General features: G+C 68.9%; 10 protein-coding genes. 2 read left to right on the top strand and 8 right to left on the bottom strand.

The features are described 5' to 3' along the window. Positions 1 to 1,249: 1,249 nt before the first annotated feature. Positions 1,250 to 2,266, top strand: a complete 1,017-nt coding sequence (locus OG607_RS31185) for a LacI family DNA-binding transcriptional regulator (RefSeq protein ID WP_405730558.1) — start codon at positions 1,250 to 1,252, stop codon at positions 2,264 to 2,266. A 76-nt stretch (positions 2,267 to 2,342) separates the two neighbouring features. Here OG607_RS31185 and OG607_RS31180 read toward each other — a convergent pair whose 3' ends face one another. The 8 genes from OG607_RS31180 to OG607_RS31145 form a co-directional block, all read right to left on the bottom strand. Further along, on the bottom strand, positions 2,343 to 3,827 hold the full coding sequence (locus tag OG607_RS31180; RefSeq protein WP_405730556.1) for a ricin-type beta-trefoil lectin domain protein: 1,485 nt from the start codon (positions 3,825 to 3,827) through the stop codon (positions 2,343 to 2,345). Positions 3,828 to 4,138: 311 nt separating this feature from the next. After that, positions 4,139 to 4,924 (bottom strand): alpha/beta fold hydrolase, encoded by a 786-nt coding sequence (locus tag OG607_RS31175; RefSeq protein ID WP_405730554.1) that lies wholly within the window; start codon positions 4,922 to 4,924, stop codon positions 4,139 to 4,141. Then, entirely contained in the window at positions 4,921 to 6,513 is a 1,593-nt protein-coding gene (locus OG607_RS31170; RefSeq protein ID WP_405730552.1) for a glycoside hydrolase family 43 protein, read from the bottom strand. Before OG607_RS31170 ends, OG607_RS31175 begins: the two co-directional genes overlap by 4 nt. 28 nt (positions 6,514 to 6,541) lie before the next feature. Then, positions 6,542 to 7,771 carry a hypothetical protein gene (locus tag OG607_RS31165; protein ID WP_405730550.1) on the bottom strand — a complete coding sequence of 410 codons (1,230 nt, stop codon included), beginning with the start codon at positions 7,769 to 7,771 and terminating at the stop codon, positions 6,542 to 6,544. A gap of 72 nt (positions 7,772 to 7,843) precedes the next feature. After that, positions 7,844 to 11,245, bottom strand: a complete 3,402-nt coding sequence (locus tag OG607_RS31160) for a Tat pathway signal sequence domain protein (RefSeq protein WP_405730548.1) — start codon at positions 11,243 to 11,245, stop codon at positions 7,844 to 7,846. Positions 11,246 to 11,276: 31 nt separating this feature from the next. After that, positions 11,277 to 12,116 (bottom strand): carbohydrate ABC transporter permease, encoded by an 840-nt coding sequence (locus OG607_RS31155; protein WP_405737164.1) that lies wholly within the window; start codon positions 12,114 to 12,116, stop codon positions 11,277 to 11,279. A gap of 35 nt (positions 12,117 to 12,151) precedes the next feature. Further along, on the bottom strand, positions 12,152 to 13,114 hold the full coding sequence (locus OG607_RS31150; protein ID WP_405730546.1) for a carbohydrate ABC transporter permease: 963 nt from the start codon (positions 13,112 to 13,114) through the stop codon (positions 12,152 to 12,154). Positions 13,115 to 13,171: 57 nt separating this feature from the next. Continuing rightward, complete coding sequence (locus tag OG607_RS31145) at positions 13,172 to 14,503, bottom strand: ABC transporter substrate-binding protein (RefSeq protein ID WP_405730544.1); 1,332 nt, start codon at positions 14,501 to 14,503, stop codon at positions 13,172 to 13,174. Positions 14,504 to 14,810: 307 nt separating this feature from the next. Between OG607_RS31145 and OG607_RS31140 the strand changes: the two genes are divergently transcribed. Next, complete coding sequence (locus tag OG607_RS31140; protein WP_405730543.1) at positions 14,811 to 15,824, top strand: hydroxyacid dehydrogenase; 1,014 nt, start codon at positions 14,811 to 14,813, stop codon at positions 15,822 to 15,824. Positions 15,825 to 15,934: the final 110 nt, after the last annotated feature.

Genomic DNA, 15,934 nt, shown 5'->3' with positions numbered 1-15,934 from the left:
GGGGGCACCACCGGGTACAGCTGGTGGTGCAGTCCCGGCTGTCGCTGTGGACGACGGACCGGTGGTTTGAGGCGCTGCCGCTGCGCGGGGGTCTCTTCCCCGTTCGGTCCCCTCCCGTCCCGTCTCTCCCGGCACGCATCGCCAATCCCCTGGCGCTCAGCGCGAAGGGAAATCGGCCTCCCCGCCGCCAGGGTTGTCCCAAGTCCCGAGCGGGAGGCCCTGCCCTCCCCCACTTCCAGCAGACCGAGCACCGATGGCGCCAGCCACCTCCACGAGCCAGATGAACGGACGAACCACGCCCACCTCTCCCGCCGCCGACCGGAGTTCATGCCCACCCACCCGAACCAAACGCTCACGTTCGGAAAGCGGATGGCGTCTCAACTGAGCCCCGCCCACCTGGCCTGGATCGACCTCGCCCCCTCGCGATCACCGAGCGAGGAGTAGGCCCGTTGGCGCCCGGACCAGCCTGTCCAACCTCAGGGCAGCACACGAGAGGTCGTCGGTTGGTTCCTGTCCTTGCGGTCCCTCCCTGGTCCCTGACGCTCCCTGAGAGACCTGCCCGGTACGAACTCCTGGACGTCAATCCAGCTCAGCGGACGCGATCGAACCACGGCGCAGCGGATTTCCCTTCCAATGCGCAGAGGCTCCACCCCGGTATTTGGCATTGGAGCCTCTGCGGCCGTTCTCGCAGGCCAGGACAGTCTGGACGGTGGGCTATGAGTGCCATGGCTTCGATCAGCTCGATGGTGCGGCCCACCACCATCGGGATACCTCATACATCCGGCATAGCGAACCCCGCGTCAGCCGTCACCAGGCGAAGAACCCCCACCGTTAAAGATCTCTAGTGGTAGCCGAGTCGAAAAAGGTTGCCGCTCCCGGCGGATAATTGTCCGCCGGAGGGACTCCTCGGCACCGACATCATGATCCTTCGAGCACGAGCCGCTGCGGCGGTACACGCTGGCGTCCGGCGCAGTGACCACTACGCGGTACCGCGACCGGCGCGTGGTGCACCTCGACGGGCTACGCAGGCGACGGCCGGTACGAAAGCGGCCGCAGCAGCAGCCAGGCTCCCGGTGAGCCCGCCGTCCGCCGCCGTCCGCCGTCCGCCGTGGGGACTCACTGCCGAGGTATCTCGCACCGCAGACGCCCCGGGAGTGGGCCTAGGCTGTTGTCAGGGCCCGAGAAACAGGGGAAACAAGGGATCATGGCGATTGGGGACAAGCCCATGTCCAGACGGCCCCGGCCGTCGATGGCGGATGTCGCCCGTCACGCCGGTGTCGCACCGCAGACGGTTTCGCGCGTGTCCAACGGCCACACCAACGTCGACCCAGCGACCAGGCAGCGGGTCGTCGAGTCGATGCAGGCATTGGGCTACCGGCCGAACGGAGCCGCACGCGCGCTCAAAAGCGGTCGGTTCAACACGATCGGTGTCATCACCTTCACGCTCAGGACGTTCGGAAACACGCGCACGCTCGACGCCATTGCCAGGGAAGCCGCACGCGCCAAGTACGCCGTCACCCTCATCCCCGTGCCGGACCCGACCATGGGCAGGGTTTCCGGTGCCTACGACCGACTCAGCGAGGCGGCCGTCGACGGAGTGATCCTCGTCTTCGAGGCACATCTCCTGGACGATGCGGAGTTCAGCCTTCCACCAGGGGTTCCGATGGTGGTCGTCGACTCCGACACCGGCCCCGGTTACACCGTGGTGGACACCGATCAGACACAGGGCGCCCGTCAGGCAACGGAACACCTGCTGGAACTCGGCCACCAGCAGGTATGGCACATCGCCGGACCCCCGACCTCGTTCTCTGCAGCCCATCGGGTCGAGTCCTGGCGGCGCACCCTGCAGTCTGCCGGCATCGTCCCGCCCCCGGTGCTGTACGGCGACTGGACCACCCGATCCGGATATCAGCACGGGTTGACTCTGGGGCGAAGGCCGGAGGTCACGGCGATCTTCGCCGCGAACGACCATATGGCGCTCGGTGTCATGCGTGCCCTGCACGAGCTCGGCCGCCGGATTCCCGACGACGTCAGCGTGGTGGGGTTCGACGACATGGAGGAGACCCAGGCCTTCTGGCCACCGCTGACCACCGTGCGGCAGGACTTCGCCGCGGTCGGCCGGCTCAGTCTTCAGAAGCTGCTGAGCAAGATCGGCCGCACTGGGCCCGACCTGATCGACAAGACCTTGGTCCCGACCCGGCTGGTGGTCCGCGCGAGCACCGGAGCGCCGCCGCCCTCACCGGAAGGCGAGGCGCGGCGGCGCTGACCCGTACGGACCCGGCGAGGGTACTCGCAGGGCCCGCACGGTTCGGATCAGTGGTCGAGGGGAACAGGCCCCGGAGTCAGCTTCTGGCCCACTGCTGGTTGCTGCTTCCGTTGCAGTACCAGACATCGACCGCCGTGCCGTTGCCGGTGCCCGCTCCGGCTGCGTCCAGGCAGAGCGCCGGGTTCGCGGCGCTGGTCACACTGAGGTCCGCGTTCACGTTCCACTGTTGTGCCGCCGCGCCGGTGCAGTCGGTGATGACCACGGGGTCTCCCGCCGTGGCTCCGGTGCCTCCCACCGTCATGCACTTGTTGCCGTAGACGGTGAGTTGTTTGTCCGCGTTCCAGTTCCAGGACTGGTTGCCGCCGGCGTTGCAGTCCCAGAGGTCGAGTTGGGTGCCGTTGGCCGTGCTGAAGCCGGGCACGTCGACGCAGCGGTCGGAGCCCACTCCGCGCAGGACCTCGCCGGGAGGCGCGGGCGGCAGGTCGTTCACCGGCGGGGTCTTGCCGAAGCCGTAGCCCCAGCGCAGCAGGGCGACTCCGGTGGCGCTGTTGTCCACCAGGTTGCCCTCGGAGTCCAGCGACTCGATCGAATAGGCGTCGCCGAACCTCAGCCCCGGCCAGTACACCAGTCCCATCCCCTTGCTGCGGGCGGTGTTGGCCACGGCCGCGAGATACGAGGTGTAGATGTTGCCGTTCCACGCGCCGTAGTTCAGACCGATGGTCATCGGGGAGCCGGCCTCGTCGATGATGGTCCGGCCGGCGTACTTGCCGATCCGGGCTTCGAGGTCGGCGACCCAGTCGGCCTGCTGGGTGTAGCTGGCCCAGAAGCCGTAGAAGTGCTGCGACAGCAGCGTTCCCCGCAGTTCGGGGGCCGCGCCGACACCGGTGACATTGTCGTTGTAGCCGGTACCGCTGATCACAACCCGGCCGCGCGGGACGTCCTTGTGCTGGGCCAGCCAGCCGCTGGTGACGGACACCCACTGGTCCAGGGTGTAGCCGTGCGGCTCGTTCATGGGCTCGAAGTAGACCCGCGGGTTGTGCTTGTACTCCCGCACCACGGTGTTCCACATCTTTTCCCAGGCGGCCGTGTCGTCGACCAGGCCGTCCTTGCTGGTGTCGGCCTCCCAGTAGCTGACGATGACCTTGTCACCGTAGGCCGTGGCCGCGTCGATCGTTGCCCGGTACGACTTCCACCAGGTGGTGCCGACGCTTGCCGGGTTGATCGGCAGTCGCAGCGTGTTGGCGCCCAGGTTCTTCCTGAAGCCGCGCACCATGTGACCCGTGGTTCGGTACACGGTGCGGTAGTCGTCGGTCACCGACAGCCCGCTGGGCACCACGGCGTCACTGGCGTAGTTGTCCCGCGGGTCTGCCCAGTTCACCCCTCGGAAGTCACTGGTACCGCCCTTCGGCCCAGGCTTCGCCGGCGCGTGCGAGGCGGCTGACGTCTCGGCGGCCGACTGGGCGACGGCGGGGGTGGGGGCGGTCAGGAACATGAGTGTCGCGCCGAAGCCGGCCATGATCACGCTGGCCAGTCTTATCGGCCTCGTCGGAGTCTTGGTCATGTCGTCTCCAGTGACGGGAATCGCGGTGGGCGGAGTGCGGGTTCGTCACCTGAGTCGAGGCAGTGATGAACCAGGGTCCGTATACAGACATGCGGGCCCGTGAAACCGGCCATGGTTACGTAACCATGGCCGGACACTCGCACGGCGGCCGCACCGGTGACAAGACCTGTGACGGTTCCGAATACGACAGAACTTCGAGGCTGACAGCACCAAGTCGATGCGTGGGAGTTCCGGCTGTCAGGGGTAAGGGCATGAACCCCCCTGACGGGATCCTGTCCTCAGTGCACGTTCTCCGAGCAGTCCCGAGCACATCAGGGTTCGTCCCGAGCGGCCCACTCCCGGATGAGTGCGATGGTCCGCTCCGGGCGCTCCTCATGCAGGTAGTGCCCGGTGGCGGGCCAGTGGTCGACGCGGGAGCCGGGTACGTGCAGGTGACGGCGCTCCCACTCGGCGGCTTCCGCCGAGGTCCAGACGGTCAGAGCGGGCCGGGTGCGGCGGCGCAGGTACGCCTCGCTGTGCGGGCGGATGCCGACCGCGCCCGGGTCGGTGTACATGCCCGCGTACGCCTGGGCGATGACATGGTCCGGGGTGCCGAGCACCGTCCGGATGTGCGCGGTGCGCAGGCCGGGCGGGGCCTGGGGCGAGAAGGCCCCGGCCACGAACGAGGCGGCCTCGCGGGCACCGTTCTCGCGGTAGGCGGCCAGTCGCAGGGGGATGTCGTCCAGCTCGGCGCCGTGCGCGCCGTGGGCAGGGTCGAGGGCGATGACGGAGCGTACGCGGTCCGGGTGGCCGATGGCGAGCAGGTTGACGACCTGGACGCCCATGGAATGGCCGACGGCGATGACCGGACCGATCCCCAGACACGTGATGAGCGCCATCAGGTCATGGGCCATCGCCGCCGGAGTGTTGTCCTCGTCCGGGACGGGGGAACGGCCGTGCCCGCGCAGGTCGGGGACGATGACGCGGTGCTCGGCGGCCAGTACTTCGGCGTGCGGCGACCACTCGCGTCCATCGCCGCCCCAGCCGTGGACCAGCAGCAGGGCGGGTGCGCCGGAGGGTCCGAGGACGGTGTGGAAGAGGTCCACGGCGGTGGTCACCCCGTCACCTCCTCGTACGTGGCGTAGGCGAAGTCGGCGTGCACGCCCGCGCCGTCGAGATCCTGTACCCACAGGCCGAGCATTGCGCCGGTGAAGCCCAGGACCCGCAGCTGGCCGTCGTGGAACTCGTCGGCGGCCTCGTCCGACAGCACGGTGGCGTCCAGTGCGAGCGGCAGGGCGCGCGGGCCGCTGCCGGCGTCGTACGAGAAGCGCAGCACGGGTCCGTCGAGCTCGGCCCGCAGCACGACGGGCGCGCCGGGGGCGAGCGGCACCCGGGCAGGGCGGGCGGTGAGGGCGCCCTGCTCGCAGCTGAGGACCTTGAGGACCGGGCTGCCGTCGTCCTCGGCGGTGACGTACAGGTAGTGCCAGTTGCGGGTGTTGTAGTACGCGGTGACGCCCGCCAGGTGGTCCGGCGTGCGGGGGTCGAAGGTCACCCGGGTCTCGAACGAGCAGCGAGCGGACGTGACCCGGCGGGCGACCAGGCTCGGGGACCGGCGGCCGACCGGGGACTGGCCGCCCCGGATGCGCAGGGAGCCGGGGCGTTCGGTGAGGCTGAGCCAGTCCTCCCCGGCGGGGCGGCGCAGCGTGGACCAGTCGGGGCCGAGCACGGGCGCGTCGAAACGGTCGGCCGCGGGCCGCGCCGGGAACGGGGCGGGCGTCAGGCCGGGGCCCGGGACGGTGACTGCGGGGATGCCGCCCGTGATGCGCGGCCAGCCGTCCTCGGTCCAGGTCACGGGCTGGAGGGCGGTCTCCCGGCCCAGGACGCAGCGGCCGCGCTCGGTGTAGGGGCGGGCGGTGATGTGGGCCGCGTACCACTGACCGGACGGGGTCTCCACCAGCGAGCAGTGGCCGGCTTTCTGCAGCTCCAGCTTCGGGTCGTGGCGGGCGGTGAGCAGCGGCCCGGCCGGGTCCGGCTCGTACGGGCCGAAGAGGTCGCGGGACCGGGCGACGGCGGCTCCGTGCTCGTAGCCGGTGCCGCCCTCGGCGTGCACGAGGTAGTACCAGCCGTTCCGGCGGTAGAGGTGCGGGCCCTCGGCGACGCCTGCGGCCGTGCCCACGGTGATCGTCCGGGGCCTCCCGAGGAGCTTGCGCGACGTACGGTCGTACTCCTGCAGCTCGATCCCGGCGAAGGACTCCTTCTCCGGCCGCCAGTCGAAGCGCATGTTCAGCAGCCAGCTGCTGCCGTCGTCGTCGTGGAACAGCGAGACGTCGAAACCCCGGCCGTGCAGCGGCACCGGGTCGGACCACGGGCCCTCGATCGAGGGCGCCGTGGTCACGAAGTTCGGCAGGTCCTTCCAGCCTTCCGCGTAGGTGTCCACCACCGTGAAGACCAGGTGGAACAGCCCGTCCGCGTAGGACAGCCCCGGCGCCCAGATCCCGCCGGAGTCGGGGACCCCGGCCAGGTCGAGCAGCCGGCGGCTGTCCAGGGCGCCGCCCAGCGCACGCCAGTTGACCAGGTCCCGGGAGTGGTGCAGACGCACTCCCGGGTACCACTCGAAGGTCGACGTGGCGATGTAGTAGTCCTCGTCGCCGACCCGCAGGATCACCGGGTCGGGCTCGAAGCCGCGCAGGACGGGATTGTGGATCACGTGGCGTCGTCCGATCAGAGGTCGGGGGTCAGAGGGAGAACAGCAGGGTGCCGAAGCCGGGATGGTCGCACTGGAACGGCGCGCCCTCCGGCCGGAGGCCGGCTGCCACCTGTGCCGTGTACGGTGCGGACTTGCCGGCCCGCTTGACGTAGTGGTTGTACGCCATCTCGTAGATGGACCGGAAGGTGCCGCGCCCGGTGGTGGCCAGGGCCGACCAGTGCCAGTTGCATCGCCCGAAGGTGGCGTCGTACGGGACGGTGTTTCCGAGGTTGTACTTCGCCGTGTACTCGAAGCCCGACAGCAGCAGCGAGGTGGACGCCCCGTACATGTCGAGGCCCTGGATCCAGCCGGTCTGGCAGATCTCGGCGAGCGAGCCCAGGATCAGCTGGGTGTGCGCCTGGTCGCGGCCGGACTCGCAGCACTGGCCGGTGCCGGACTGGATGAGTTTGGTCAGCCCGCAGCAGCTGTTGGTGTAGAACGCGTTGTACGCGTCGTTGAAGAGGGTGAGGTTGTTGCAGGCCACGGCGATCTGCAGCATGCCCTTGAGGCCCATCAGTCCGTAGCCGCCGTCACCGTAGATGTTGATGAGCGGCACGAAGATGTTCTCGAACATCGCGACGGTGGCCGCGAGTTCGGAGAGCGACCAACTGCCCGACGGGCCGGTGTAGTGCATGATCTCGACGGCGGCGGCCAGTTTGGCACCGTAGATCCCGGCTGCGAGCTCCGCGTCGGCGCCGTTGATGGTCTGGAGCGCGCCCGTCCAGGACTTGATGATCTCCAGCGCCTTGGAGGCGTGTGCGGTGTCGCCGGTGATGTACCACATGACGGCGTTCTGGTACGCGGCGTTGCAGTCGTACCACAGGTCGATGTTGCCGTCTTCCGGGCTGGTGCCCCGGGTGACGGTCGCCCGGCCGCCCGCGACCACGTACGAGGACGACGAGAAGAAGTCGGCCGCGAAGACGTTGTAGCCCTCGATCCAGGGTGAGGCTCCGGCGGCGACCTTGGTACGCATCCGGTTGAGGTCGGCGAGGCTGTGCAGCACGCCGGGGTGGGTCAGCGAGGTCAGGCCCGAGGTGACGGCGGCGGCACTCGTCGCCCCGGCCAGGCCTGCGGCGCCCGCGATCCCGGCCACGCCGGCGCCGATCGCGGTGAGTTTCAGCAGGCGGCGCCGACTGGGCGGGGCGGAGGGGCCGTACGGGTCGGCGGGGGCCAGGAGTTCGGAGGTGAGAGGGGGCGGGAAACTCTGCGGCTCGTTCATGGGGTTCCTTGTCGACTCGACGCTGAGTGCGGTGAAGGGAACGGGACCAGGGGGAACGGGATGGGGCAGCGGTCAGATCCGGCGGAGGACGAGCGTGCTGCGCGGGCCGACCTTGGGGCGAACGCCGGCGCCGACGGTCCTGCCGGTGGCCAGGTCACGGGCGGGGCCGAAGTCCTGGCGGGCGGGGAGGGTGAAGACCTTGTCGGTGCTGGTGTTCATGGCGATCAGGTAGTCGCCGTACTCGCAGTAGTAGAAGGGGGCCTTACCGACGAGCATGGTCTCGACGCCGTCGAAGTGGACGCCGAGGGTCGGGTCCGGGACGTCGGCCGGGACGGGGGCGAGGTTGTAGACGTCGCCCTCCTGGGACTGGTGGAGGGTGTCGCCGGGCGGGGGGAAACCGCCGGGCGGGATGCCGCCGGCGCCCGGGTCGTTGATGGCGTAGTCCCACAGGATCCAGTCGCGGGCGGTGAAGGTGTCGTCGGTGGTGCCCGCCGAGTGCTGGCGGATCGTCGCCGACCGCTGGTCGACGGGGGTGACGTGGTGGACGCGGGCGTAGTTGTTGACGCCCTGGCGGGCCCGCCAGTAGAGCGAGGCGAAGAGCACCTCCTGGCCGTGCTTGATCGCGACGGCGCCGTTCTCCTCGTCGGTGAAGACGAAGTCGGGGCTGTCCCAGCCGGTGGGCAGCCGGTTGGGGCGGGCGGCGAGCGTCTGGAAGTCGTCCCAGTCGCGGGAGACCAAGCGCAGTGCGTTGAGGCCGACCCGGGTCCAGTTGTAGGTGGCGATCAGCTGGAGCTGCGGGTAGAGCTGGCCGTCGTCCACCATCTCCTGGGTCCAGCCGACGAGGTCGGGGTCCTTGAAGACGGCGGCGGACATCAGCGGGTGGGAGTCCCAGGCGGTACGGGAGGCGTAGGCGATCGCGCCGGGGTAGACCTCGTTGCGCCAGCCGATGACGGTCTCGGTCCGGGAGACCCGGGCGTTGTCGCCGTCCACGTCCACGACCCGGAAGCGTCCGCGCGCCTTGACCATCTTGATCATCTGCTCGCGCAGCTCGGGGGCCTCCTGGCCGCTGTGGCCCCGGGTCACCGACTCGTACATCATGACCAGCCAGTCGGTGACCTCGCCGTAGCTGCCGACGTAGCCCAGCTCGCGGGTCAGACCCGCCTTGGTGACCTGGTAGTAGTCGGCGCCCAGCGGCTTGGCCGGGTTGCCGTCCGCGTCCTCGGGGCCGAGGTAGGGCACCATGCCGATGGACTGGTAGAGGTAGTCGCGGGCCTTGGCCTCAGGCAGGGCGAGGTCCGGGTCGAGCAGCCCCAGGCCGCGGTTGGCCTGGTAGATGCCGATGGCGCAGATCTGGGCCTGGTTGGAGTAGTGCGGGAAGTGCTGCCGCCAGTAGTCGCGGCTGGTCTGCAGCATCGTCTTGTACGCCGCCCGGCGCACCGGCTGTTCCGCGGCATCGGCGGCCGGGGCGATGAGGTCGATGTCGTCGAACCAGGCGCTGCCGGGGCCGGCCAGGCGCAGATGGAACTCGACCTGGGTGGCGCCGTCGGGGGTCGCGATGTCGAGGGAGACGTACTCCCAGTCATGGGTGCCGGTGGTGGCGTACTGCTTGTGGTCGCTCCCGACCAGGCTGCCGCTCGCGTTGTAGAACAGCGGGTCGATGTGGGCGCCGAGGCCGGTGACGCCGTCGGTCCTGATCCACGCGCCATAGGTGTAGGTGCCCGAACCGACCTGGATCTTGGGGGTGGCGTAGACGTAGCTGTAGCCGCCGGAGCCGGTCGCGGTGAGCTTCAGGGAAGCGGAGCCGGAGCGGGAGACGGTGGTGTCCCGGGCCCAGGTGCCGACGGAGGCCCAGCTGGGCTTGGCCCAGTGGTCGGGGGTGGCGCCGCCGCTCTCGAAGCCGGGATTGCGCAGTTCGGTGGGCTTGACGAGGGTGACGGAGTCGAACCAGGCGCTGCCGGGGCCGGTCAGGCGCAGGTGGAGCTCCATCTGGGTGGCGCCGCTCGGGGTCGCCAGGTCGACGGAGACGTACTCCCAGTCATGGGTGCCGGTGGTCGAGAACACCTTGTGGTCGCTGCCGACCAGAGTGCCGCTCGCGTCGAAGAACAGCGGGTCGATGTGGGCACCCGCGCCGGTGACGCCGTCGGTCCTGATCCAGGCGCCGTAGGTGTAGGTGCCGGAGCCGACCTTGGTCCTGGGGGTGGAGTAGACGTAGCTGTAGCCGCTCGCGGCTGTGGCGGTGAGTTTCAGGGAGGCCGAGCCGGTGCGCGAGACCGTGGTGTCACGGGCCCAGGTGCCGCCGCCGCCGGAGGCCCAGCTGGGCACGGCCCAGGAGGTGGGAGTGGCGCCGCCGTCCTCGAAGCCGGCGTTGGCTATCTCGTACGGGGAGCCGGTGACCTTCGAGTCGAGCCGGTCACCGAGGTGCTCCCAGAGCAGGTCCAGGCACAGCCCGACCCGGCCGAAGCCCTGCCACTGCTGGTCCGAGCCGGTGAGCACGGCCGCGTCGGACTGCCAGGCCATATAACGGCCGTCGATTGCCTGCAGCACACGCTCGACGGCGGCGTCCTGCTGATAGGCGGGGCTGCCGGACCACAGATAGCCCTCGGCGAGCGACTGCATCGCCCAGCCGTCCATAGCGGCGGGAGTGGCGGTGGTCAGGTAATTCGTCTGTTCCTTCTGGACCCGGGCCTTGACGGCATCAAGCACCTCCGCGCCGGTGGTACGCGCCACGGGTACCGGAGCCACACCCTGGACCTCGCCCCCGGGCGGGACGAAGCAGGGGTCGGTGTGGGTGTAGAGGCGGTAGATGCCACGCGAGGGCGTGGTCTGGTTGCGGTACAGCTGGGCCTGGTTCTGGCCGTAGGACCAGATGCGGCCCATCGAGCGGATCTCCAGGCTCACTGTCTCCTTGCCCGCGGTGAGCTTCTCCGGCAGCGGCAGGGTGTGGAAGAAGAAGCGGCCCGGGGTGCGGGGCGAGGTGTCGAGGATGTCGAGGCTGTCGACCGCGCCCTCGTCCTGGTAGCCGATCTGAAGGCCCTCGCAGAAGAGCTGCAGCCGCCAGTTGTTGGAGCCGAAGCCCGCCTCGGTGGCGGTGGAGTCGTGGTCGTCGCCCCAGAGCCGGACCGTCACGTATGTGGTGCCGGTGGGGCTGACCTTGACGTCGAAGGTGAGCGTGCCGCCCCAGAACGAAGCCGTGTCGGTGGGGTTGAGCACCCGGGCGCTCTGGCCGAGACCGCCGGTGACGGTGTCGGAGAGCGTGGCGTCGAGGTTGTGTGCGGACTCGGAGGCCGAGTCACCGAAGATAACGATGTCAAGGAGCTCGCAGGCGGCTGCCGAGGCGTTTGATGCGGCCGCGGAGCCCGGTTCGACGGGCGTGACAGCGGCGGCGGGTGCGCTGCCCAGCCAGCCGAGGCCGACTGCGGCGCCGGTGGATCCTGCGTACTTCAGAACCTCACGTCGTCGTGGGGCCGTGGACATGACTGTGCCTTTCGTCGGGTTTTCGCGAAAGCTATTTGACGCTGCCGACCAGCACGCCGCTGCGCCAGTACTTCTGCAGGGCGAACATGAAGACGGCGAGCGGGATGATCGACAGCAGGGACCCGGTCAGGACCAGGGTGTTCATGTTGATGCCGGACTGGGACTGCTTCTCCCACGCGAACAGCCCGAGGGTGACGGGGAAGGAGCGTTCGCCGTTGAGCATGAACAGGGGAAGGAAGAAGTTGTTCCAGATGCCGACGAAGTCGAGCATGAAGATGGTGATGGCCCCCGTGGTCATCAGCTTCAGCGAGATCGACCAGAAGGTCCGCAGCTCGCCCGCACCGTCGATCCGGGCCGCCTCCAGCAGTTCGGCCGGCACCGAACTGTCGGCGTAGACCTTCCCGAGGTAGACCCCGAACGGGTTGACGAAGTACGGGATCAGCACCGACCACATGGTGTTGGTGAGCCCGATCTGGGCGAACAGCAGATACAGCGGCAGGGCCAGCAGCGTGCCGGGCAGCAGGGAGGCACCGACGATGGTGCCGAAGATCGCGCTCCGGCCCCGGAAGTCGAACTTGGCCAGGCCGTAGCCGGCCGCCACCGAGATCAGCGTGGAGCCGAGCGCGCCGACACCGGAGTAGAGGATCGAGTTGCCGATCCAGCGGACGAAGAGGTGGTCGTGGTAGGCCCAGATCTCACGGAGGTTGTCCATGAAGTGGTTGGCGGAGAACCACAGGCCGAAGGTCGAGTAGAGGTCGGTCTGGTTCTTGGTGCTGGACACCAGCAGGAACCAGGTCGGCGCGAGGGAGTACAGCACGAACAGGACCAGCAGGCCGGTGGTGACGGCCTTCGCACGCAGGCTCGGGGCCATGGGGCTGCGGGGTGCGGCGGACTTGACGGCGGTGCTCACTTGGCCCCCCGGTTCGTGAAGCGGAAGTACGCGAGGGCGAGGACGCCGGTGACCAGCGCCAGGATCAGGGACTGGGCGGCGGCGTACTGGTACTCGCCGGTCTGGAAGGCCTTGTAGTAGATCGCGAGCATCGGGGTGAAGTCGGTGTTGATCGACTCCGGTGCCACCTGCCGCAGGATCAGCGGCTCACCGAAGAGCTGGAGCCGGGCGATCACCGAGAACATGCCGGTCAGGACCAGGATCCCGGTGATGTTGGGCACCTTCACCGACCAGGCGATCCGCCACTCCCCGGCGCCGTCCAGATGCGCGGCCTCGTACATCTCGCGGGGCAGCGACTGCAGCGCGGCGGAGATCAGGATCATGTTGAACCCGATGCCCTGCCAAGTGAGCACATTGCCCAGCGCCAGGTAGGTGGTGAAGCCGCCGAAGAAGTCGAAGTCCGCCCCGGCCCGGCCCAGTACGTCGTGGATCGGGCTGCCGGTCGGGCTGTAGAGGAACAGCCAGATCAGCGTGGAGACCACGGTCGGGATGACGTAGGGGATCAGCAGCGCCGAGCGGAAGAACCGCACCGCGCGGGCGGCGACGCTGTCCAGCAGCAGGGCCATCAGCAGGGAGATGCCCAGCATCACCGGGATCTGGATCGCCCCCAGCAGCACCACCCGCACGATGCTCGACCAGAACGAGGTGTCGGAGAACGTGTCGGTGAAGTTGGCGAGCCCGGTGAAGACCGTCCGGGTCGGGCCGAAGCCCAGGCCGGAGCTCTTCTTCTGGTACAGGCTCTGGTAGACGGCGTAGCCGATGGGAATGACGTACGTCGCCAGGAAGCCGACCAGGAAGGGCAGCGTGAACAGCAGCCCTTTGTACGCTCCCCGCGCTCGTGCGGGGCGGGGGCGCTTGCCGGCCCGCCCGGGCGCGGGGGCGGGGGGCGCGACGCTGCTGCGTCGCAGGGCGGTTGACACGGATCTCTCCTACGGTCGGGTGCTGTTCGTCGAGCCGGCGTCGCGGGCGGCGCCGCCTCAGCTCGCGGCGCTCGCGTTGACGCCCTTGCTCTTGAGGTCGGCCAGCGTCCACGACTGGAGGTGGGTCAGCATGTCCTTGACGGTCATCTCCTTCTTGATGACCTTGCCCCAGTCCTTCTGCATCTCCGCGAACATGTCGGCGTAGTCGGGGCCGTACTGCCACTGGTCGCCCACCCGGGATGCGGCGGTGGTGATGATCTGGGCGCTGTCGGACTTTCCGTTGAACATCTCGGTCGGGATGATCTTGTCGACGTACGGGGTGACGTCCTTGAGCGCGGGGAACAGCCCGGACTTGGACTTGGGGTCGGTCAGCGTGGTGACCGACTCCTTGCTGCCGCTCAGCCAGGCCGCGAACTGTGCGGCGCGGTCCGGGTACTTGCAGCCCTTCAGCACGGCGGTGGTGTCGAAGAAGCTGGAGGTCCGGGGGGTGGCCGTGTCGAACAGCGGGGCGTCGGCGAGCTGCCACTTGCCCCGGGACTTCGGGAAGTTGGTGTTGTAGATCGGCAACTGCCAGGTCGAGGTCGTCATCAGGATCGTCTTGCCGAGGTCCCAGGTCTTGAAGACGCCCGGGTCGGCGTAGGAGGCGTTGGAGGCGAGGTTGTTGTCGACGAGTTGCTGGACCACGTCACCGGCCTTGAGGGCCTCAGGGGTGGTGAAGCCGATCTTCCACTGGTTGCCGTCCACCTTGTACCAGGAGGCACCGGCCTGCCAGGACAGGTCGACCAGGGTGCTCGGGTCCTCGCCTGCCATGTTGAAGATCTTGATGTTCTTGTTCTTCTTCTGGATCGCGATACCGTCCGCGATCAGCTCCGCCCAGGTCGCCGGGGCCTTGCTGATCCCGTACTTCTGGAACAGATCCGCGCGGTACGCGGTGAACAGCGGGGACGAGCCCATCGGGATGCCGTACGTCGTGCCGCCCGGGCTGACCGAGTTCCACGCCGCGGTCGTGTACGCGCTCTTGTACGGGGCGGCTGTCTTGCTGATGTCGGTCAGCAGGCCGTCGGCGGCGAACGTCGCCAGGTCCTGCCCGTCCATCTTGGACAGACACGGCGCGGTGCCGGCCTTCACCGCCGCGCGCAGCTTCTGGTAAACGGTGTCACCCGCCTCCATCGAGAACTCCACCTGCGTCTCGGGGTGCGCCTTGTTCCAGGTCTTGACCTGTGCCTCGACGCCCTCGGTCCAGCTCCAGAACTGCAGCTTGACCTTGCCGCTCGTGCTGGGCGAGGAGGAAGCCGCGTCGTCGCCTCCGCTCGAACACGCGCCCAGCAGCAGGGAGAGCGCGGCTGCGGCGGCGGCTCCGGTGACGGCTCTCTTGCGGAACTTGCTCATGGTGGGTCCTCCGGGGGCAGGCGCTGCTTGGTGCCACAGTGCAGTAACCGTTTGCCGTGGACCGTAGGACGAAACCAGCCGTTGCGACAAGAGGCTGCGGCTTGTTTGTTTCGACGATCTCTCATCGAGGTTACCCCGTGGCAACCATGAGCTGCGGAGATGGCGTTGGGTATCGGTTTGGACATGAGGTGGGCCTCCGCATGAGCATTGACCGGAGCGCGAAGGCATCACTAACTTAGAATACGTTTTCTAGCTGTTGCCCGCCCTTTCCTCGTCCTTCCCCCTTCCGTGCCGAAGCAGGAGAACCATGCCCTCCGCACCAATGCCCACAGCCCTGTTCGCCATGGATCCGGTCCACTTGCCCGAACTCTTCCCCCCTTCCGTGCTGGCCCGCCTCCGCGAGCTGGTAAGGATCGATCCCGAGCTCGTCGTCCAGGACTTCACCGACCCGGCCGCCGCTGCGGCCCTGGCCGGGGCCGAAATCCTCATCACCGGCTGGGGCTGCCCCCGCGTGGACGACGACGTCCTCGCCGCCGCCCCCCGGCTGCGCCGTGTCCTCCACGCGGCCGGGAGCGTGCGCAGTCTCCTCGGCGAGGCGGTCTGGGAGCGCGGCATCACCGTCTCCAGCGCAGTCCACGCCAACGCGCTCCCCGTCGCCGAATACGCCCTCGCCGCGATCCTTCTCGCCGGCAAGGACGCCTTCGCACTGCGCGAGCGTTTCCGCGCCGAAGCGGTCTACCCGGCCCCCGGCGACTACGCCCACGTCGGCAACCTCGGCCGCCGCCTCGGCGTCATCGGCGCCTCGCGGGTCGGCCGCCGGCTCCTGGAACTGCTGCGGCCCTTCGACTTCTCCGTTTCGCTCTACGACCCCTACGTCGGCCCGGCCGAGGCCGCCGCCCTCGGCGCGGTGCCGCTCCCGCTCGACGAACTGCTCCGCAGCAGCGACATCGTCAGCCTCCACGCCCCCGACATCCCCGAGACCTACCGCATGCTCGACCGCGAGCGGCTGGCTCTGATCCCCCACGGCGGGGTCCTCGTCAACACCTCTCGCGGTGCGCTCGTCGACCACGACGCGCTCACCGACGAGCTGGTCAGCGGGCGGCTCGGCGCGATCCTGGACGTCACCGAGCCCGAGCCGCTTCCCCGGTCCTCCCCGCTGTACCGGTTGCCCAACGTCTTCCTCACCCCGCACATCGCCGGTTCCCTCGGCAATGAGCTCGAACGACTCGGCGGCACAGTGGTCGAGGAGCTGGCCCGGGAAGCGGCGGGGCTGCCGCCGGCCCACGAGGTCCGCCATGCGGACCTGGCCCGGGCGGCGTGACGCGGGGGCCCTGTACGGGCCCCCGTAGAGACGCGCCCCAACCGGGCAGCACAGTAAACGATTCCTGACGGGAAGGCGGGTTCTTGCCGTCGAAGGGGGGCACAAGACGG

This window comes from Streptomyces sp. NBC_01537, assembly GCF_045040445.1.
Lineage (GTDB): Bacteria > Actinomycetota > Actinomycetes > Streptomycetales > Streptomycetaceae > Actinacidiphila.
Note: the sequence above shows the minus strand (reverse complement) of the source record. Positions and strands in the feature narration are given on the sequence as shown.

Bases quoted from the DNA above. Each gene is read 5' to 3' on its own strand.
- OG607_RS31160 (WP_405730548.1), bottom strand. From the start codon at position 11,245: ATGTCCACGGCCCCACGACGACGTGAGGTTCTGAAGTACGCAGGATCC.
- OG607_RS31185 (WP_405730558.1), top strand. From the start codon at position 1,250: ATGGCGGATGTCGCCCGTCACGCCGGTGTCGCACCGCAGACGGTTTCG.
- OG607_RS31145 (WP_405730544.1), bottom strand. From the start codon at position 14,503: ATGAGCAAGTTCCGCAAGAGAGCCGTCACCGGAGCCGCCGCCGCAGCC.
- OG607_RS31155 (WP_405737164.1), bottom strand. From the start codon at position 12,116: ATGGCCCCGAGCCTGCGTGCGAAGGCCGTCACCACCGGCCTGCTGGTC.
- OG607_RS31180 (WP_405730556.1), bottom strand. From the start codon at position 3,827: ATGACCAAGACTCCGACGAGGCCGATAAGACTGGCCAGCGTGATCATG.
- OG607_RS31140 (WP_405730543.1), top strand. From the start codon at position 14,811: ATGCCCTCCGCACCAATGCCCACAGCCCTGTTCGCCATGGATCCGGTC.
- OG607_RS31165 (WP_405730550.1), bottom strand. From the start codon at position 7,771: ATGAACGAGCCGCAGAGTTTCCCGCCCCCTCTCACCTCCGAACTCCTG.